The organism is Actinacidiphila sp. bgisy145 (genome assembly GCF_057708125.1).
This window is the reverse complement of sequence record NZ_JBYIRL010000023.1, coordinates 58,769-77,422: the sequence shown is the minus strand read 5'-3', so window position 1 is coordinate 77,422 and position 18,654 is coordinate 58,769. Positions and strand designations below refer to the sequence as shown.

The following is an 18,654-nucleotide window of genomic DNA, read 5'->3' as shown; positions in this document are numbered from 1 at the left end:
AGCACATCACACATTGCAGCGCGTCAGTCACGTTTCGTAGAGTTTCCCTTTTTCGTGTGGTGTACGGCCTCGCCGGGGTTCCGCCGGGGTTCCGCCGGGGTCCCACCAGGGCTCTGCCGCTACGGCAGCCGCAAGGGCTTGGTGGGGCGGATCGGGGTGGAGGTCAGCCACTCGTGCAGCGGGCTGGGGTCGCCGGACTCGACGAGGTGGAGGACGGCCGAGCTGAGCTCGGTGCGGCGCACACCGGCGAGGCGCAGCGCGGGGCCGTCGAGCCAGTCGAGCCCGGCGCCGGCGCCGGCGGTGTCGACGGCGGCGCAGCAGACCACGGCGACGACGTGGTCGGCGAGGAGTTCCCGCCCGGTGCGCTCGGGCACGAGCGGGTAGGCGGTGGCGGGCTCCGCGTACGGCCCGGGGGGCGGTGCGGCGGCGAGCCGGGCGGCGACGGCTTCGCCCTCGTGGCCGCCGGGCACGGCGAGCCGGTCGATCACCCGCTCCAGGGTCACCGCGCCGAAGGGCGCCTCGTCCTCCCCGCCGACCAGCAGGGCGCGCCCCGCGGCGGCCGGGAACGACCGCGCGGCGGCGGGCTCGACGGAGGGCCGCATCTCGTCGATGACGCGTATGAGGCGGCCGGCCTCCTCCCGCCAGAGCCGCTCGACGACCTCCGCCGGGTAGCGGGCCCAGCTCACCGGCTCCCAGCCGGGCCGGGACCGCTCCGGGCCGCCGTGGAAGATCCGCGCGGCGAGCAGGGAGACCGCCTCGTCCACCGCGCCGGGCTCGTCGAGCAGGTCGCAGGCCGGGCGTTCGCCCAGCCGGGTCTCGAAGCCGTCGGCGAGCCGGTCCCGCCGGGACAGCTCGGTGAGCGCGGCGACGACACCCGCGTGCAGCCGCGACGGCCAGCGGCCGGTCCGCCAGGCGGGCAGCGCGACCCGGGTGAGCAGCCGGTCCCAGCCCGCGTAGGCGAGCCCGACCTGCTCCTGGGCGACGATCCGCAGCCCGTAGTCGACGGCCTGGGCGCGCTCGGACGCCGAGGCGGCCACCCCGCGCTCCATCTCCGCCGCATGCCCCCGGCAGGCGCGCAGCAGCAGCCGTACGACACCGCCGAGGGCGGCGTACAGCGGGCGGCCCAGCACGCCCCGCCCGCCGGTACGGGCCCGGCCCTGCGCGGCGACGGCGGCCGCCGCGTCCAGGCCGCGGACGAAGCGACGGGCCGCGGATATCTCGGGGTCGGCCGAGGGGGCGGTGCCGGCGACGACGGGAGCGAGCAGCGCGCGCAGCTCGCCGACCCGCATCCACCACATGAACGGCGAGCCCACCACGAGGACCGGCCCGGGGCGCCGCTCGGTGCCCCAGCCGCCGCCCGAGGGCCGATCCTGCCGCTTCTCCGGCTTCTCCCGCTTTTCCTGCTTTTCCCGCCGGCGGTCCTCCAGCCAGCTGTCGCAGTCCGGGGTCAGCTCTATCCCCGAGGGCGGCGGCACCTGGAGGCGGTCGGCCAGGTCGCGCACCATCAGATACAGGTCCGGCGCGGCCGACTCCGCGACCGGCACGGTGGGGCTGACCGCGGGCTCGGCCCGCACGATCACGGCGCCGACCGCCGCGGCCGCGGCGAGCATCAGCACCGCGGCGGCGGTGACGCCCCACCGCACGCCGCTCCACCCGGCCCCGTCGATCCAGCCGGTGGCCGCGCCGACGTGCAGCACCACCGCGGCCGCCGCGGGCAGCAGGGCCACGGCGAGCGCCGACCCGCGCAGCCGCAGGACCGCGCCCGCGCGTGCCCGCGCAGCGGCCTCACCTGCTTCTCCGGCCATCGGCTGGCACCCCCTGCGCTGGCGGTGGCCGCCCCGGTGACGGCCTCTCCCCACTGTCGCACCGCCCACGGACATCGCAATGCCGCGCGGCTGTTTGCCGCAATGCCCCCGGGGTGCGCCTTTCGGGCACCATAGTTGGGCGCCGCCGAGGAGTCAGCCGTATGGCCCACGCATCACTCCTTGGAGTGGCTTTCGCGCGGGGCCTTGCGCTTTTGGGGTGGGGGTGGGGTGGGGGCGGGGTACGGGGGGCCGTTCGCACGTACCGCTCGGGTCACGTGGGGGCCGTTCTTACGCGGCGCTCGGGGTACGTGCGAGCCGTTCTTACGCGGCGGCACCGCTCAAGCCCCTTTTTTTGCCGCCGGTTCACCTCCGGGGGCTTTAACCCGGTGTCGACGGTCGATCATGCTCGGTTCGCTCGTTCCTCGCGAACCTCCGCGTGTTCTCCCTTTCGACACCGGCGCCCCCTTCGGCTCACCGGCTACCACGGGCCGGCCGGGGGGAGGGTGGGTGCCCGAGTACGGAGGAAGGGCTACTGGTGGGGCGGGGTGGCGGCCTTGGCGGCGATGTCGGTGCGGTGGTGGCTGCCGTCGAGGGTGATGCGGGCGACGCCGCGGTAGGCGCGTTCGCGGGCCTTGGCGAGGGTGGAGCCGGTGGCGGTGACGGACAGGACCCGGCCGCCGGCGGAGACGATTTGGCCGTCCTGGGCCGTACGGGTGCCGGCGTGGAGGACGTAGGCGTGGTCGTCGTGGGCGGCGACGTCGGCGAGGCCGGTGATGGGGTCGCCGGTGCGGGGGGTGTCGGGGTAGTTGTGCGAGGCGATGACGACGGTCACGGCGGCGCCGTCGCTCCAGCGCAGCTCGGGGAGGGTGGCGAGCTGGCCGGTGGCGGCCGCGCGGAGCAGCCCGGCGAGCGGGGTGCGCAGGCGGGCCAGCACGACCTGGGTCTCGGGGTCGCCGAAGCGGGCGTTGAACTCGATGACCCGCACCCCGCGGGAGGTGATCGCCAGGCCGGCGTAGAGCAGCCCGGCGAAGGGGGTGCCGCGGCGGCGCAGTTCGTCGACGGTCGGCTGGAGCACGGTCCGCGCCACCTCGTCGACCAGCTTCGGGTCGGCCCAGGGCAGCGGGGAGTAGGCGCCCATGCCGCCGGTGTTGGGGCCCTCGTCGCCGTCCAGGGAGCGCTTGAAGTCCTGTGCGGGCTGGAGCGGGAGCACCGTCTCGCCGTCGGTCACCGCGAAGAGCGACACCTCGGGGCCGTCGAGGTACTCCTCGATCACCACCCGGTCGCAGGCGAGCGCGTGCGCGCGGGCGACGGCCAGGTCACCGGTGACCACGACGCCCTTGCCCGCGGCGAGCCCGTCGTCCTTGACGACGTACGGGGCGCCGAACGCGTCCAGCGCCGTGTCGATCTCCTCGGGCGTGGTGCAGACGTACGACCGGGCGGTGGGCACCCCGGCGGCGGCCATCACGTCCTTGGCGAACGCCTTGGAGCCCTCCAGCGCGGCGGCCTCGCGGGACGGGCCGAAGCAGTCGACGCCCCGCTCGCGTACGGCATCGGCGACCCCGGCGACCAGCGGCGCCTCGGGGCCCACCACGACCAGGTCGGCGCCGAGCCGCACAGCGAGGTCGGCGACGGCGGCACCGTCCAGGGCGTCGACCGGGTGCAGCTCGGCGACCTCGGCGATGCCGGCGTTGCCGGGGGCGCAGTGCAGCGAGGTGACCTCGGGGTCGAGGGACAGGGAGCGGCACAGGGCGTGTTCGCGGGCACCGCCGCCGATGACAAGGACCTTCACGCGCACCAGGGTAGTGGGCCCGGCCGGGCCCGGGCGCCGTCACTCTTTCGAGGGATCACGACAAGGGCCCCATACCTGATCACGGACCCTTTTCAGGTTGAATTCCGGATATCGGTGCTTCCGTCTCAGCCGTTCGGCGGTAAGAAGAGGGCTTCAACCGGCGCGTGCCGGGGAGTCGTGTGCGCCCGGAACGCCTGGCCGCCGGTCTGCCCGGTACGCAGCGGTCGAGGGAGCACTCGCAGTGAGCCAGCCTGACACGTTTCCCGAGGGGGCGCCCCGCTCCGGGGACCTGCGGGCGCAGCCCTTCCCGCCCGGCGACTGGACCGAGCCCGCCGCGCGCCTCGAAGCGCTCTACCGCTGGGCCGAGGAGAGCGCCCTGCGCACCGCCGACTGGTACCTGCGCGGCCGCCTTCCCAAGCGGCGCGCCGCCCGCGCGCTGCGCCTGGGCACCACCGTCTGCGGTGCGGCCGCCGCCGCCCTCCCCCTCATCGAACTCGCCAGCAGTCAGGGTGCCTTGGCCCGCTGGGGCTATCTCGCCCTCCTCCTCGCCGGCGCCTGTGCCGCCGCCGACCGCCTGCTCGGGCTCACCACCGGATGGATGCGGGACATGGCCACCGCGCAGGCCGTCCAGCGCCGGGTCGACGCCTTCCGCTTCGACTGGGCCGCCGAAGGGGTCCGCGAGGTCCTGGGGCCCGCCGAAGGGACCGGCGCCGAAGCGGTCGAACGCTGCCTCGGGGTCCTGCGCGGCTTCTGCGACGACATCGCCGACCTCGTCCGCGTCGAGACCTCCGACTGGATGTCCGCCTTCGGCTCCCCCTGCCCCACGGCCACCCCCGCGCCCCGTTCCCGCCCCGAACCCCGCCCCCGCTCCCCCCGCCCCACCCGCATCACCATGCCCCACCAACGCCCCCCGGAGCCCCCCCGCTTCTAATGTCTCCGGGCACCCACCCTCCCCCCGGCCCACCCGTGGTAGCCGGTGAGCCGAAGGGGGCGCCGGTGTCGAAAGGGAGAACACGCGGAGGTTCGCGAGGAACGAGCGAACCGAGCATGATCGACCGTCGACACCGGGTTAAAGCCCCCGGAGGTGAACCGGCGGCAAAAAAGGGGCTTGAGCGGTGCCGCCGCGTAAGAACGCCCCCCACGTACCCCGCACCTCACGCCCGAACGGCTCCCACGTACCCCCCACCCCCCTACACCAACCGTCCGCCCCCTCAGCTGAACACGATCATCGAACCCTGTGCCAGGGATCGGGTCACCGCGGTGTGGAGGCCCTGCCAGACGTGGTGTTCGCGGGCGAAGGGGCCCGTGGCGGCGGGGGCGAGGGCGGGCTCTTCGAGGGTGGTGTGGCGGGCGGGCGGTTCGGGGGCGGCCGGGGGGCGGGCGGGGTCGATACCGATCGCGGGGGCCACGAACTCGAGTTCGCGCAGCAGCCCGTGGGAGGAGCCCAGCGGGCCGCCGCCTTCGAGGAGTTCGTCGTTGACGACGGGGTGCGGGAAGTCGAGCGGCACGTAGGCGCCCGCGTGGTCGTAGTGCCAGACCAGGTGGGAGGACTGCGCGGTGCCCTCGAACATCTCGAGCAGTTCCTCATAGTCGCCGCCGAGCGCGTCGACCGGGGTGACGGCGAGGCCCTGGAGGGCCAGCAGGTAGGCGCGGCGCAGGAAGTGCAGGGCGTCGTAGTCGAAGCAGGCCACGGGGGCCACGTCGCCGGACAGCCCCGGCATGTAGCTGTAGACCGGCACCGGCGGTTGGCCCGCCTCAGCCAGCGCCTTGTCGTAGCGGGCGAGTTCCTCGGAGAACGGGTTTTCCGGGCTGTGGCACAGCACATCCACGAGCGGCACGAGCCACAGGTCACAGGCCACGAAGCAACTCCATCCGGTCGGGAGCGTACAGCCTAAGGCGGGGGGACCGGCCGCGTCAGGAGTGCGCCGTGGCGAGCCGCTCGACCAGTGCGAGGGTGTGCTCGCCGTAGGCGCGGGTGAGGTGCAGCGCGGTGGTGATGTCGCGGCCGGCGAGGGCGTCGGCGAGGGCGACGTGGTCGGACCAGTAGACGCCGGCGAGGTCGTCCAGGGCGCGCAGGTGGGGCACCGCGTAGATCCACGCCTGGGCGCGGACCCGGTCCAGGAACTCGCTGAGGTGCGGGTTGCCGCCCATGGCCGCGAGCTCGCGCCAGAACCGCAGGTCGCAGCCGATCAGTACGTCCAGTACGCCGGCCTGTGCGGCGCGCGCGGCGGCCTCGGCGCGGCGCCGTGCGGAGGCGATCGCGTCAGGCGGGGGGTCGGCGGTGCCGTACTCGGTCATCCAGCGGAAGGCCGCGTCGACGACGAAGGCGCGGGCCTCGGCGAGGGAGCGGAAGTCGGCCGCGGTGAACTGCCGCACCTGGAACCCGCGGTGCTGCTCGACCTCCAGCAGGCCCTGCGCAGCGAGGTCGACGAGTGCTTCGCGGACGGGGGTGGCGGAGACGCCGTAGGTCTCGGCGATCTCCTTGACGGTGAAGCGGCGCCCGGCCTGGAGGCGGCCGGTGAGGATCTCGTCGCGCAGCGCGTCGGCGATCTGCTGGCGCAGGCTGCTGCGCCGCACCTGCGGCCCGTCGCCGTCCCGCATGTCGCCTCCTTGGCGTACCGTCCTGTTCCGCGGGCGCGCCCGCGGCACCCTCGGACACCATAGGCGACCGGCGTTCGTATGCTTATTCTTCGCCGTAATGGGTGTGCCGCGATGACCGGCGGCGGCCCGCGGCCGGGCGGGGAGCGGGAGCGGACGGGGCGATGGACGAGCTGAAGGCCGACGATCCACGCTGGATCGGTGCGTACCGCCTGCTGGGGAGGCTCGGCGTCGGCGGTATGGGCCGGGTCTACCTGGCCAGGTCCGAGCGGGGCCGTACGGTCGCGGTGAAGCTGGTGCGGCCGCATCTGGCCGAACAGGACGAGTTCCGCACCCGGTTCAGGCGCGAGGTGCGGGCCGCGCGGCGGGTCGGCGGGCGGTGGACGGCGCCGGTGCTCGACGCCGACACCGAGGCCGACATCCCGTGGGTGGCCACCGGCTACGTGCCCGGACCGTCGCTCCAGCAGGTCGTCGCCAAGGAGTACGGGCCGCTGCCGGAGCGCTCGGTGCGGGTGCTGGCGGCGGGGCTGGCGCACGCGCTGGCGGACATCCATGACGCGGGCCTGGTGCACCGCGACCTCAAACCGTCGAACGTGATGATCACCATCGACGGCCCCCGGGTGATCGACTTCGGCATCGCCCGCGCCCTGGAGACCGTCACCGACGCGTCCCTGACCGGGCCCGGTGCGATGGTCGGATCGCCCGCGTTCATGTCGCCCGAGCAGGTGCGCGGCGACCGGGTCACCCCGGCGTGCGACATCTTCTGCCTCGGCTCGGTGCTCGCCTACGCCGCCACCGGGCTCCAGCCGTTCGGCGCGGCCGCCAGCGGGGTGCACGCGCAGATGTTCCGGATCGTGCAGGAGCCGCCGGACCTGACGGCCGTGCCGGAGGGGCTGCGCGGCCTGGTGGCCGCCTGCCTGACCAAGGACCCGCAGGAGCGGCCGTCGCTCGCGGACGTGACGCGGATGCTGGGCACCGAGGGCGTCGAAGGCTCCGGGGGCTCCGAGGGCTCCGGCGGCACGGCGGAGGGGCGCGACGGCGATGGCGACGGGGAGCCGTGGCTGCCCGGGGCGATCGTCGCGCGGCTGGGGCGGCACGCGGTGCAGTTGCTGGAGTTGGAGGCGGAGGCCGACGAGCCGGCCGAGGCGGCGGAGGAAGACGTGCGGACCGCGGTGCTCGCCCAGGTCCCGCCGCCCGCGCCGGCGTCCGTGCCGGCGTCCGCGCCCGATTCCGGCGCGGATTCCGGGGCCGGGCCCCGGGTCGAGTCCGTGGCCGGGCCGGGCGGACCGCCGGCCGAGGGCAGGGCCGTCACCGAGGTGCCCGCGGGCGCTTCCGGCGTCCGGGTCCCGCAGGAGTACGAGGCGACGCCGACCCCCACCCCGCCGCCGACGGCCTACTCACCGACGTACACGTCCTGGCCGGAGCAGCCGACCCCGCCCGGGGCCACCCTCCCGCCCGGCGCGGCCGTCCCGCCCGGCGCGGCCGTCCCGCCGCCCCGGCTGCCTGTGCCCGAGCCCGCGACCGCCGCGCCGCCGGGCAAGCCGCGGCGGCGGATCGTGCCGGTCCTGGCGTCGGTGGCAGCGCTGGTGCTCGTGGCCGGCGGCGTCACCGCGTACGTCGCGCTGCGCGACGGCGGGAGCGCGGGCGCGGCACCGAAGCCGAACCCGACCGCGAGCACGCCGTCCCCGACCGGGACGGGCACGCACACCGCGGCGGCGGCCAACGGGCTGAAGGCCATGATCGGCACCTGGCAGACCTCGTTCACCAGCGCCGACAACGGCGACAACACGCGGACCCTGACCGTGCACGCCAACGGCGTCGTGGAGCTCTACGGCGCCGGCGCGTCGTACTCCTGCACCTGGAACATGATGGTGACCGAGGCCGGGCCGCCGGTGGAACTCAGCGCGTCGAAGGTGGTCACCGGCTCGCCCGCGTCCTCCTGCTCGCCCGGCGACGCCAGCACGCTGAGCCTGGTGGACGCCACGCACCTGCGGCGCAGCGACGTGGACGACGGCAAGGCGCCGCTGACGTACACGAAGGTCAGCGGCTGAGGGTGGGGGCCGGCTGACGGAGGTGGCCGGCTGGTGCGCCGCGGTCATGGGTAAGCCCCGCGCACCAGGGTGGGCGGGGCTTACCGGCGGGCGTGCTCCTCGAGGCGGGCTTCAGAGGAAGGAGTTGATCTCGATCGTCTGGTTCCGGCCGGGGCCGACGCCGATCGCCGAGATCGGCGCACCGGACATCTCCTCCAGCGCCTTGACGTAGTTCTGCGCGTTCTTCGGCAGGTCGGCGAGCGTCTTGGCTTCGGTGATGTCCTCCGACCAGCCGGGGAGGTACTCGTAGACCGGCTTGGCGTGGTGGAAGTCGGTCTGGCTGTAAGGGAGTTCGTCCACCCGGCGGCCGTCGACCTCGTAGGCGACGCAGACCGGGATACGCTCCCAGCCGGTGAGGATGTCCAGCTTGGTGAGGAAGAAGTCGGTCAGGCCGTTCACCCGGGTCGCGTAGCGGGCGATCACCGCGTCGAACCAGCCGCAGCGGCGGTCGCGGCCGGTGGTGACGCCGAACTCGTGGCCGACGGTGCGCAGCTTCTCGCCGTCCTCGTCCAGCAGTTCGGTGGGGAACGGTCCGGAGCCCACGCGCGTTGTGTACGCCTTGAGGATACCGATCACCCGGGTGATCTTGGTGGGGCCGACACCGCTGCCGGTGCAGGCGCCCCCGGAGGTCGGGTTCGACGAGGTGACGAAGGGGTAGGTGCCGTGGTCGACGTCGAGGAGCGTGCCCTGCCCGCCCTCCATGAGCACCACCTTGCCGGCGTCCAGCGCGTTGTTCAGCACCAGGGCGGTGTCGGTGACGAAGTCCTTGATCTGCGCCGCGTAGCCGAGGTACTCCTCGACGACCTGCTCGGTGGTGATGGCGCGCCGGTTGAAGATCTTGACCAGGATCTGGTTCTTGTCGTGGAGGGCGGCCTCGACCTTCTGCTGAAGGATCGATTCGTCGAAGAGGTCCTGGACCCGGATGCCGACGCGGTTGATCTTGTCCGCGTACGCCGGGCCGATGCCGCGCCCGGTGGTGCCGATCTTCCGGTTGCCGAGGAACCGCTCGGTCACCTTGTCGATGGTCTGGTGGTAGGGCGTGATCAGATGGGCGTTACCGCTGATCAGCAGCTTGGACGTGTCGACGCCGCGTTCGTTCAGCCCGCTCAGCTCGGAGAGCAGGACCTTCGGGTCGACGACGACGCCGTTGCCGATCACCGGGACGCAGCCCGGTGACAGGATTCCGGAGGGGAGCAGGTGCAGTGCGTACTTCTGGTCGCCGACGACGACCGTGTGGCCGGCGTTGTTGCCGCCCTGGTAGCGCACCACGTAGTCCACTGAGCCGCCGAGCAGGTCGGTGGCCTTCCCCTTGCCCTCGTCACCCCACTGAGCACCGAGCAGCACAAGTGCGGGCACAGGCGTACACCCCTTCCGGGCGGGGCATGTCCAACGTGCAGAGAGCCGTCGAACCTGCCCCGGAATAGACGAAGCCCCTGACGCAACGGCGCAAGGGGCTCTTGCACCAAGACTTTACCTGAGGAAGGACGAAGGTGTCGGCTCACGTCCCGGCCGGGCATTCCCTGCTCGTCGTCATCGACCCCGCCGCACGCGCCACCGACGGCGAATCCGTCCGGATCGCCAAGGACGTGCTGTGTGCCGGCGCGGCCTCGGTGAAGGTGGTGTTCCCCGAGTCCGCGGAGGAGGCCGAGCGGGCGCTGGCGCACCGCGGGCGGCGCCATCCGGTGGTGCTCGGCGACGATGCGGCCCTGCTGCGCACGGTCCGGGCGCTGCGCCGCGAGCAGGCGCTGCGCGACGCACCGCTGTCCATGGTGCCGATCGGCCCGCGGTCCACGCTGGCGCACGCGCTGGGGCTGCCCGCGCAGGTCCCCGCGGCGGCCCGGGCGGTGCTCGACGGGGTGGCGCGCGAGCTGGACCTGCTGGTCGACGAGAGCGGCGGGATCGTGCTGGGCACGCTCAGCCTCCCGTACGGCATGCCGCTGGCGCACACCGCCGCGCACTGGTGGACGCCGGTGGAGAAGACCGCGCGCTCGCTGGTGCGCACCCTGACCTCGCCGATCCCGGTCAACGGCAACGCGCCGCAGCACCGGCAGCGGCTGCGGGTGGAGGCCGACGGGGTGGTGCTCGCCGACCTCGACGAGCCGGTGCACGAGGTGTCGGTGCGGCCCGCGCCCACCGGGCTCGCGGAGGTGTCCGTGCGCCGCGCTCCGGGGGCGGCGCAGGTGTGCGCCCGGGCGCGCAGCATCACCGTCTCCGGCCGGGACTTCCGCTACCGGGCCGACTCGGCGATCGCCGGGCCGGTGCGGACGCGGACGTGGACAGTGGAGCCGTCGGCGTGGCGGCTGACGGTGCCGCGGTAGGGGCCTCGGTAGGGGCCGCTGCCGGTCCGGCCCCGGGGCGCGTCGGACGCGTCGGGCGCGTCACCAGGTGACGAGCAGTTCCTCCGGGCCGCGTATGACGTAGCCGGGGTGCCAGGCGGGCTCCTCGACCAGCCGCATGCCGGGGGCGTCGCGCAGGAAGGCGCCGAAGGACGCGGTCAGTTCGAGCCGGGCCAGCGGTGCGCCCAGGCAGAAGTGGATGCCGGCGCCGAAGGTGACGTGCTTGTTGGCGGCCGCGGGGCGGGTGATGTCGAAGCGGTCGGGGTCGGGGAAGCGGGCCGGGTCGCGGTTGGCGGAGCCGAAGAGCAGGGCGACCTCGGAGCCGCGCGGGATCGTGGTGCCGCCCAGTTCGATGTCGTCCAGCACCCAGCGTTCGAAGAGCTGGAGCGGGGTGTCGTAGCGCAGCATCTCCTCGACGGCGCCGCGCAGCAGTTCGCCGCCCGCCGTGCTGGTGCCGGTGCCTGGGTAGGTGCCTGGGTAGGTGCCGGACGGGACGGCCTCGCCGAGCAGGCGGAGCTGGTCGGGGTGGCGGAAGAGCTGGAGCCAGCCGAGGGTCGTGCTGTTGACGGTGGCCTCGTGGCCGGCGTTGAGCAGCAGTACGCAGGTGGAGACCATCTCCTGCTCGCTGAGCACGTCCCCGTCGTCGTATGCGGCGATCAGCGCGCTGATCAGGTCCTCGCCCGGGTCGCTGCGGCGGGCGGCGATCAGGCCGCGCAGGTAGGCGGAGAACTCCTCGCTGGCCCGGACCGCGCGCCGGGCGGTCTCCTCGCTCGGGTTCAGCTCGAACATGCCGGTGATCGCCGAGGACCAGGGGCGCAGCAGGCCGCGGTCGGCGGGCGGCACGCCCAGCATCTCGGCGATGACGGCGACCGGCAGCGGCTCGGCGACGCGGGCCAGCAGGTCCCCGCCGCCGTCCGCGCGCAGCCCGGCGATCAGCTCGGCCGCCAGCCGGTGCACCGTGGGCGCGAGGTCGTCCACCATGCGCGGGGTGAACGCCTTGGCGACCAGGCGCCGGATACGGGTGTGCACGGGCGCTTCGAGGTCGAGTATCCCGTTGCCGTTGAGGGTGGTGAACGGTTCGTGCTCCGGCGGCGGGGCCGGGCGGCCGAACTCCTCGTGGGTGAAGCGGTGCAGGTAGGTGCGGCCGAGGCGGCGGTCCCGCAGCAGGGCGCTGACGTCGTCGTAGTGCGGGACGAGCCACTGGTCGGTGGGGTCGAACCGGTGGGCGCGGCCGGCCGCCCGCAGGGCCGCGTAGGCGGGGTAGGGGTCCTTGACGAACGACGGCGACCAGGGTGCGAAGAGGGCGGTGGCGTCGTCCGGAGCCGGGGCGTGGTCCTGGGCCTGGGCGGGTGTGGTCGGGGCGGCCGCGGGCGTGGGCTGGGAGGTCGAGGTCATGGCAGTTCGATGAGTCCGTGTTCGCGCAGGTAGTCGAGTTGGGCGAGGACCGACAGCTCGGCGGCGGGCCACAGGCTCCGGTCGACGTCGGCGTAGACGTGGGCGACCACGTCGGGGGCGGTGCGCAGGCCGGACTCGACGGCGGTCTCGACCTGGGCCAGGCGGTGCGCGCGGTGGGCGAGGTAGAACTCGACGGCGCCGCGCGCGTCGTCGAGCACGGGGCCGTGGCCGGGCAGGACCGTGTCCACCTCGGCGTCCTGGGTGAGGGCCTGGAGCCGGCGCAGGGAGTCCAGGTAGTCGCCGAGGCGGCCCTCGGGGTGCGCGACGACCGTGGTGCCGCGCCCCAGCACGGTGTCGCCGGTCAGCACCGCCTGGTCCGCGGGCAGGTGGAAGGAGAGCGAGTCGGCGGTGTGCCCGGGGGTGGCGATCACCCGCAGCTCCAGGCCCCCGGTGGTCACGGTGTCCCCCGCCGCCAGCCCCTCGTCGCCCAGCCGCAGCGCCGGGTCGAGGGCGCGGACCGGGGTGCGGGTCAGCTCGGCGAAGCGGGCCGCGCCCTCCGCGTGGTCGGGGTGGCCGTGGGTGAGCAGGGTCAGCGCCACCCGGCGGCCCTGCTCCTCGACGGTGGCGGCGACCCGCGCCAGGTGCGCTTCGTCCAGCGGCCCGGGGTCGATGACGACGGCCAGCAGGGAGCCGGGCTCGGCGACGATCCAGGTGTTGGTGCCGTCGAGCGTCATCGGCGACGGGTTGGGCGCCAGGACGCACGTCGCCCGGGCGGTGGCGGGGCCGCCGACGGTGGGCTGCGGGCGGCCGGGCGGCTGGGTGGTGGTCATGGCTGCTCCCGGGTGAACTCGTCATGGCCCGGCCAGGTCAGCACGACCCGGCCCTCGTCGTCCAGGTGCGCGCGTGCGATCACCGGCGCCAGGTCGCGGTCGGCCGCGGCGGCCAGCGCGTCGGCGGCGCGGCCGTACGGCAGCAGTGAGCGGAGCGTGGCCAGCGTCGGCGGGAGCAGGGCCATCTCGCCGCGGGTGTGCCCGGCCAGCGCCTCGGCGGGGCGCAGCCACACGGTGCGGTCGGCCTCGCCCGAGACGTCCCGGGTGCGCTGGCCCGGTGGCAGGAGGGCCAGGAAGAACCAGGTGTCGTACCGCCGCCGCTCGAACTCGGGGGTGATCCAGCGCGCCCACGGGGCGAGCAGGTCCGAGCGCAGCACCAGGTCGCGGGCGGCCAGGAAGTCGGCGAAGGCGAGGTCGTGGGCGACCAGGGCGGCGCGGTCGGCCTCCCACCGCTCCCCGGTGGTGTCGGCGACGACGCTCGCGCCGTCCGGCCCGGCGAGCAGCACCCCGGCTTCCTCGAAGGTCTCGCGGACCGCCGCGCAGACCACCGCCTGCGCCTGCCGCTCGGGCACGCCGAGCGCCCGCGCCCACCACTCCAGGGGCGGCCCGGCCCAGCGCACCGGCCGCTCGTCCCGCGGATCGACTCCGCCGCCCGGATACGCGTACGCCCCCGCGGCGAACGCCATCGACGCGCGGCGGCGCAGCATGTGCACGGCCGGGCCGCCCTCCCGCGCGGGATCGGCACCCGCCGCGAGGGCGGCGCCCGCCTCGGCATCGCGCAGCAGCAGAACGGTCGCGGCAGGACGGGCCGCGACCGGGACCAGCTCACCGCGCGCCAGGGCGCGGACGCGGTCGGCCCAGTCCGCGCCGAAGGTTGCACCGTTGTTGCTGCTCATGGCCGGAGCCTACGTCGCCCGCGGCGGTTTGTTCGAGGGTCACCCGAACGGCTGTGGACAAACCCCCGGCCGGCTCGGCGCTACGCCACCGGCCACGGCTCGACGCCGACCACCGCGTCCACCCGCAGCGGACCGTAGACGTGCGGGAACTCCTCGCCCCCGGGGACCGGCGGCTCGTAGCGGACCGGCACGTCGAGCCGCGCCACCTCGATCACGAGGACGACCAGGTCGGTGCGGTCCGGCTCGGCGCCGTAGAGCAGCGCGGCGACCCCCGGGAGCTGGTGGCGCAGCGAGCAGTGAATGAAGCCGACGTCGCCGAGGGTGCGGCCGCGGGTGGACATCTCGTAGCTGCCCACCGCGCGGGCCTCGTCCCACAGGGCGCGCTCGGTCAGGTGCAGGATCAGGTCCGGCCGCGCGCCTTCCGGACGTACGGGCGCGGCCTCGGGGCCGGTGTGGGTGTCGGCCTCGGTGCCAGGGCCGGTGCCGGTGCCCGGGCCGGTGCGGTCCGCCGTGCTGTCGCCCATCGTGCGCTCCTCACGTCGTTTCCCGTACGTCACGTACGGCACGTGCGTCACGTGCACTGTGTGCGTCCGGTACGTGCCGCCCGCACCGGGCGTGCGCCCGCCGTGCGCCGGGCCGGCACCGGCCACCAGGGGCCGGAAACCGGCCGGGACCAGCTTCCACCAACCGGGATCAGTCGGCCAGTTCGACCTGGATCTCGACCTCGACCGGCGCGTCCAGCGGCAGCACCGCGACGCCGACCGCGCTGCGGGCGTGCACGCCCTTGTCGCCCAGCACCGCGCCGAGCAGTTCGCTGGCGCCGTTGACGACCGCGGGCTGCCCGGTGAAGTCGGGCGCCGAGGCGACGAAGCCGACCACCTTGACCACGCGGGCGATCCGGTCCAGGTCACCGGCGACCGAGCGGACCGCCGCCAGGGCGTTCAGCGCGCAGGTCGCGGCGAGCTCCTTGGCGCGCTCCGGGCTGACCTCGGCGCCGACCTTGCCGGTCGCCGGCAGCTTGCCCTCGACCATCGGAAGCTGCCCCGAGGTGAAGACGTACGCGCCGGAGCGGACCGCGGGCTGGTAGGAGGCCAGCGGCGGCACCACATCGGGCAGCGTCAGCCCCAGCTCGGCCAGGCGCGACGCGACCGCCCCGCTCACTCCTTCTCCCGCTTGAGGTAGGCAACGAGCTGCTCGGTGTTCGGGCCCGGGACGACCTGGACCAGCTCCCAGCCGTCCTCGCCCCAGTTGTCCAGGATCTGCTTCGTCGCGTGCACCAGCAGCGGTACGGTCGCGTACTCCCACTTCTTCGCCATACCGCGACCTTAGTGCCTCGCCGGGCCCGGCCCTCCCGCCACCCGGCCGCGGCGGCGCCGCTGTCCGCCGCCGGTCCTGCTCGGGCCCTGCGTCTGCCCTGCGGCCACCCTGCTGAGGCCCCGCTGCGGCCGCGCTGAGGCCCTGCCGAGGCCCCGCTGCGCCGAGTGAACCGGCGGCCGGAGGGGTGACCGGGCCGCCGAATGGTTAGGCTCGCAAGGTGAGCCCTCAACAGTCATCAGCCGTCAGGCTCCACGTCGTGACGGGCAAGGGCGGCACGGGCAAGACCACGGTCGCCGCCGCGCTGGCGCTCGCCCTCGCGGCCGAGGGCCGCCGGGTGCTGCTGTGCGAGGTCGAGGAGCGGCAGGGCATCGCCCAGCTCTTCGAGACCGAGGCCCTGCCGTACGAGGAGCGCAGGATCGCTTCCGCATCGGGCGGGGGCGAGGTGCACGCCCTGGCCATCGACGCCGAGCTGGCGATGCTCGACTACCTCGACATGTTCTACAAGCTCGGCCGGGCCGGCCGGGCGCTGAGGAAGCTCGGCGCGATCGACTTCGCCACCACCGTCGCCCCCGGCCTGCGGGACGTGCTGCTCACCGGCAAGGCGTGCGAGGCGGTCCGCCGCAAGGACAAGGCGGGCTGGCCGGTGTACGACTCGGTGGTGCTCGACGCCCCGCCGACCGGGCGCATCACCCGCTTCCTGAACGTCAACGACGAGGTCGCGGGCCTGGCCAGGGTCGGCCCGATACACAACCAGGCGCAGGCCGTGATGAGGGTGCTCAAGTCCCCGCAGACCGCGATCCACCTGGTGACGCTGCTGGAGGAGATGCCCGTCCAGGAGACGATGGACGGCGTGGCGGAGCTGCGCTCGGCGGGGCTTCCGGTGGGCGCGGTGATCGTCAACATGGTGCGGCCGGTGCTGCTGGCGGACGCCGAGCTCACGGAGCTGGCCGCCACCGAGGGCGGCGCCGAGGGCAAGGGGACGGCGTCGGGCACGGCGTCGGGGCCGGTGTCCGGGCCGGGCAACGGCAAGCGCCGGGCCGCGGTCGCCAAGGCGCTGTCCCAGGCCGGGCTCGGCGGCGCGCGCCGCGGCGGTGTCGCCGAACGCCTCGTCGACCCGCTCTTCGCCCAGGCCCACGAGCACGCCCAGCGGGTGGTGCTGGAGCGCGAGCAGCGCGCCGAGATCGCCGCGCTCGGCCTGCCGGTGCGGGAGTTGGAGCTGCTCGGCGACGGGGTGGACCTCGGCGGGCTCTACCGGCTCGCGGAGAGCCTGCGCCACCAGGCGGTGGCGCCCGCCCGCGAGGACGCCTTCGCGCCCGTGGCGCCGGACGAGCCGGACCTGGCGGAGGAAGCGGAGGAAGCGGTGGCCGCGGACGATGACTGAGCCCCCTGGCCGCAACAGCCGCACCAGTCACACCACTACCCCCGCGCGCGACGCCCGACCCGGCAGCACCACCAGCCCCGGCAGTCCCACCGGCACCACCCCGTCAACCCCGCCGCCCCGCGTGTCCCGCCCGCCCCGCGTACCGCGCACCCGAGTCCTGAGGTCGTACGGATGAGCCTGGAAAGCCCCCTGCTGGAGATCGACCCGCTGCTCGACGACCCCAAGGCCCGCATCATCGTGTGCTGCGGTTCCGGCGGTGTCGGCAAGACCACCACCGCGGCGGCGCTCGGGGTGCGCGCCGCCGAGCGCGGGCGCACGGCGGTGGTGCTCACCATCGACCCGGCGCGCCGTCTCGCGCAGTCGATGGGGCTGACCGAACTCGACAACACCCCGCGCGAGGTGGCTGGAATCGATCGGTCGGCCGGTGGGTCCCTGCACGCGATGATGCTGGACATGAAACGGACGTTCGACGAGGTCGTGGTGCAGCACTCCGACCCCGAGCGGGCCCGCGCCATTCTGGAGAACCCGTTCTACCAGTCGTTGTCGGCCGGATTCGCCGGCACCCAGGAGTACATGGCGATGGAGAAGCTGGGCCAGCTGCGGGCCCAGGACGCCTGGGACCTGATCATCGTGGACACCCCGCCGAGCCGGAGCGCGCTGGACTTCCTCGACGCCCCCAAGCGGCTCGGCTCGTTCCTGGACGGCCGCTTCATCAAGCTGCTGATGGCGCCGGCGAAGGTGGGCGGCCGGGCCGGGGTGAAGTTCCTCAACATGGGCATGTCGATGATGACCGGGACCCTGAGCAAGGTGATGGGCGCCGGGCTGCTGCGCGACGTGCAGACGTTCGTGGCCGCCATGGACACCATGTTCGGCGGGTTCCGCACCCGGGCGGACGCCACGTACCGGCTGCTCCAGGCGCCCGGGACCGCGTTCCTGGTGGTCGCCGCCCCCGAGCGGGACGCGCTGCGCGAGGCGGCCTACTTCGTGGAGCGGCTGGCCGCGGAGGACATGCCGCTGGCCGGGCTGGTGCTCAACCGCGTGCACGGCAGCGGTGCCGACCGGCTCACCGCGGAGCGGGCGCTGGCCGCCGCCGAGGCGCTGGAGGACGCGGCCGCGGAAAATGCGGCCGACGGCGGCATTGTCGATCTCCCCGCCGGGAAAGCTGACTTCGGCGGGCCCGGCAGCCTTGAGGGCGCCGCGGAGGGCGCCGGGAAGAGCACCGCGCAGGGGGGCGCGGACGGCGCCGCGGACAGCCGCACGGACCGCAGCGCGCATCGGGCCCAGGGCCGTACGGAGCTGCTCACGGCCGGGCTGCTGCGGTTGCACGCCGAGCGGATGCAGGTGGTGGCCCGCGAGCGGCGCACGCGGGACCGCTTCGTGTCGGTGCACCCCGACGTCCCCGTGGTCGACGTCAGGGCGCTGCCCGGGGACGTGCACGACCTGGCGGGGCTGCGGGAGATCGGGCTGCTGCTGGGCGGCGGTCAGCCGGCCGCGGCGTAGTCCTCGTCCGCCTCGTCGCCGATCGGCAGCAGTCCGGTGCTGCGCTCGTACTCGGTACGGGCCGTCTCCAGCAGTCTGCGCCAGGACGTCACCGTCGGACGGCGGCGCAGCAGAGCGCGGCGTTCACGCTCGGTCATACCCCCCCACACACCGAACTCGACCCGGTTGTCGAGCGCGTCCGCCAGGCACTCGGTCCGCACCGGGCAGCCGGTGCACACCGCCTTCGCCCGGTTCTGGGCCGCACCCTGGACGAACAGCTCGTCCGGATCAGTCGTCTTGCACGCGGCCTGCGTGCTCCAGTCCGCTACCCAGCTGCTCATGCTGGCGCCGTCCTCTCCCGAATCGAGGCTCCCCCACGGCGGCGAACGGCATATTCACCGTTGCCAGTTGAGGACGTTACGGAAGGTAGGCGCGACGCAACAGCCCTTTCAGGCCCAATCTTGCATGGCCCGAATGGACTATGCGTGCGCGGCAGATCACCCAACGGAGTGAGCCGCGAAGAAAACGGACGAACGGGAGGTTTCGGGATCTCCCGTCGCCCGGGGGGAGCCAAGTCCCCCGGCATATACCAGAATTCGGGCAGTTCTCATCACTCACAAGAGTGACGATGGAAGGTAAGGGGCAGCGATGCCCTCGCGCCCCACTTGCTCCAGGGTAGGCGACCACCCCGCCGCGCGTCCGGGAAACGGCGAGGCCCGTACGGCGTGGGGTCGCGTA

17 protein-coding genes are annotated in these 18,654 nt (G+C 74.3%); 5 read left to right on the top strand and 12 right to left on the bottom strand.

Features of this window, described 5'->3' with window-relative positions:
* Positions 1-119 precede the first annotated feature (119 nt).
* The gene (locus AC3ERT_RS21400; protein WP_435176131.1) at positions 120-1,805 is read right to left on the bottom strand and encodes a M48 family metalloprotease; all 1,686 of its coding nucleotides are present in this window, start codon (positions 1,803-1,805) and stop codon (positions 120-122) included.
* Positions 1,806-2,334: 529 nt separating this feature from the next.
* Positions 2,335-3,594, bottom strand: a complete 1,260-nt coding sequence (gene purD / locus AC3ERT_RS21395) for a phosphoribosylamine--glycine ligase (RefSeq protein ID WP_435176129.1) — start codon at positions 3,592-3,594, stop codon at positions 2,335-2,337.
* 241 nt (positions 3,595-3,835) lie between these two features.
* Here purD and AC3ERT_RS21390 point away from each other — a divergent pair, with 241 nt between their 5' ends.
* Positions 3,836-4,525 (top strand): SLATT domain-containing protein, encoded by a 690-nt coding sequence (locus tag AC3ERT_RS21390; protein ID WP_435176127.1) that lies wholly within the window; start codon positions 3,836-3,838, stop codon positions 4,523-4,525.
* A gap of 280 nt (positions 4,526-4,805) precedes the next feature.
* Here AC3ERT_RS21390 and AC3ERT_RS21385 read toward each other — a convergent pair whose 3' ends face one another.
* Positions 4,806-5,453 carry a hypothetical protein gene (locus tag AC3ERT_RS21385; RefSeq protein ID WP_335983832.1) on the bottom strand — a complete coding sequence of 216 codons (648 nt, stop codon included), beginning with the start codon at positions 5,451-5,453 and terminating at the stop codon, positions 4,806-4,808.
* 55 nt (positions 5,454-5,508) lie between these two features.
* On the bottom strand, positions 5,509-6,195 hold the full coding sequence (locus tag AC3ERT_RS21380) for a GntR family transcriptional regulator (RefSeq protein ID WP_335983834.1): 687 nt from the start codon (positions 6,193-6,195) through the stop codon (positions 5,509-5,511).
* 161 nt (positions 6,196-6,356) lie between these two features.
* On the opposite strand from AC3ERT_RS21380, the gene AC3ERT_RS21375 reads away from it, so the two are divergent.
* Positions 6,357-8,243, top strand: a complete 1,887-nt coding sequence (locus AC3ERT_RS21375) for a serine/threonine-protein kinase (protein ID WP_435176125.1) — start codon at positions 6,357-6,359, stop codon at positions 8,241-8,243.
* A gap of 111 nt (positions 8,244-8,354) precedes the next feature.
* Here AC3ERT_RS21375 and AC3ERT_RS21370 read toward each other — a convergent pair whose 3' ends face one another.
* On the bottom strand, positions 8,355-9,638 hold the full coding sequence (locus tag AC3ERT_RS21370) for an adenylosuccinate synthase (protein ID WP_335983838.1): 1,284 nt from the start codon (positions 9,636-9,638) through the stop codon (positions 8,355-8,357).
* A gap of 134 nt (positions 9,639-9,772) precedes the next feature.
* Here AC3ERT_RS21370 and AC3ERT_RS21365 point away from each other — a divergent pair, with 134 nt between their 5' ends.
* Complete coding sequence (locus AC3ERT_RS21365) at positions 9,773-10,600, top strand: diacylglycerol kinase family protein (protein WP_335983840.1); 828 nt, start codon at positions 9,773-9,775, stop codon at positions 10,598-10,600.
* A gap of 60 nt (positions 10,601-10,660) precedes the next feature.
* On the opposite strand, the gene AC3ERT_RS21360 is transcribed toward AC3ERT_RS21365, so the two are convergent.
* From AC3ERT_RS21360 to sp36, 6 genes are all read right to left on the bottom strand, one after another.
* Positions 10,661-12,013, bottom strand: a complete 1,353-nt coding sequence (locus tag AC3ERT_RS21360) for a cytochrome P450 (RefSeq protein ID WP_435176123.1) — start codon at positions 12,011-12,013, stop codon at positions 10,661-10,663.
* On the bottom strand, positions 12,010-12,843 hold the full coding sequence (locus AC3ERT_RS21355) for an MBL fold metallo-hydrolase (RefSeq protein ID WP_335983844.1): 834 nt from the start codon (positions 12,841-12,843) through the stop codon (positions 12,010-12,012). Before AC3ERT_RS21355 ends, AC3ERT_RS21360 begins: the two co-directional genes overlap by 4 nt.
* Positions 12,840-13,739 (bottom strand): NUDIX hydrolase, encoded by a 900-nt coding sequence (locus AC3ERT_RS21350; protein ID WP_335983847.1) that lies wholly within the window; start codon positions 13,737-13,739, stop codon positions 12,840-12,842. Before AC3ERT_RS21350 ends, AC3ERT_RS21355 begins: the two co-directional genes overlap by 4 nt.
* 80 nt (positions 13,740-13,819) lie before the next feature.
* Positions 13,820-14,143, bottom strand: a complete 324-nt coding sequence (locus AC3ERT_RS21345; RefSeq protein ID WP_335983902.1) for a DUF952 domain-containing protein — start codon at positions 14,141-14,143, stop codon at positions 13,820-13,822.
* 289 nt (positions 14,144-14,432) lie between these two features.
* Positions 14,433-14,900 (bottom strand): RidA family protein, encoded by a 468-nt coding sequence (locus tag AC3ERT_RS21340; protein ID WP_435176120.1) that lies wholly within the window; start codon positions 14,898-14,900, stop codon positions 14,433-14,435.
* Positions 14,897-15,055, bottom strand: coding sequence for a Sp36 family protein (gene sp36, locus AC3ERT_RS21335; RefSeq protein WP_202234418.1), 159 nt, complete (start codon positions 15,053-15,055; stop codon positions 14,897-14,899). The genes AC3ERT_RS21340 and sp36 overlap by 4 nt, the downstream gene beginning before the upstream one ends.
* A gap of 218 nt (positions 15,056-15,273) precedes the next feature.
* Between sp36 and bagA the strand changes: the two genes are divergently transcribed.
* Both bagA and bagB read left to right on the top strand, forming a co-directional pair.
* Positions 15,274-16,437 (top strand): ATPase BagA, encoded by a 1,164-nt coding sequence (gene bagA / locus AC3ERT_RS21330; RefSeq protein ID WP_435176118.1) that lies wholly within the window; start codon positions 15,274-15,276, stop codon positions 16,435-16,437.
* A gap of 171 nt (positions 16,438-16,608) precedes the next feature.
* Positions 16,609-17,937 (top strand): ATPase BagB, encoded by a 1,329-nt coding sequence (gene bagB / locus AC3ERT_RS21325; protein ID WP_435176116.1) that lies wholly within the window; start codon positions 16,609-16,611, stop codon positions 17,935-17,937.
* Here the strand turns inward: bagB and AC3ERT_RS21320 are convergent.
* Positions 17,919-18,257, bottom strand: a complete 339-nt coding sequence (locus AC3ERT_RS21320) for a WhiB family transcriptional regulator (RefSeq protein WP_335983855.1) — start codon at positions 18,255-18,257, stop codon at positions 17,919-17,921. The two genes, bagB and AC3ERT_RS21320, sit on opposite strands and share 19 nt — an antisense overlap.
* Positions 18,258-18,654: the final 397 nt, after the last annotated feature.

Coding starts and splice junctions, on each gene's coding strand:
- AC3ERT_RS21360 (WP_435176123.1), bottom strand. CDS start 12,013: ATGACCTCGACCTCCCAGCCCACGCCCGCGGCCGCCCCGACCACACCC.
- AC3ERT_RS21400 (WP_435176131.1), bottom strand. CDS start 1,805: ATGGCCGGAGAAGCAGGTGAGGCCGCTGCGCGGGCACGCGCGGGCGCG.
- sp36 (WP_202234418.1), bottom strand. CDS start 15,055: ATGGCGAAGAAGTGGGAGTACGCGACCGTACCGCTGCTGGTGCACGCG.
- AC3ERT_RS21380 (WP_335983834.1), bottom strand. CDS start 6,195: ATGCGGGACGGCGACGGGCCGCAGGTGCGGCGCAGCAGCCTGCGCCAG.
- bagB (WP_435176116.1), top strand. CDS start 16,609: ATGAGCCTGGAAAGCCCCCTGCTGGAGATCGACCCGCTGCTCGACGAC.
- AC3ERT_RS21320 (WP_335983855.1), bottom strand. CDS start 18,257: ATGAGCAGCTGGGTAGCGGACTGGAGCACGCAGGCCGCGTGCAAGACG.
- AC3ERT_RS21375 (WP_435176125.1), top strand. CDS start 6,357: ATGGACGAGCTGAAGGCCGACGATCCACGCTGGATCGGTGCGTACCGC.
- AC3ERT_RS21355 (WP_335983844.1), bottom strand. CDS start 12,843: ATGACCACCACCCAGCCGCCCGGCCGCCCGCAGCCCACCGTCGGCGGC.
- AC3ERT_RS21350 (WP_335983847.1), bottom strand. CDS start 13,739: ATGAGCAGCAACAACGGTGCAACCTTCGGCGCGGACTGGGCCGACCGC.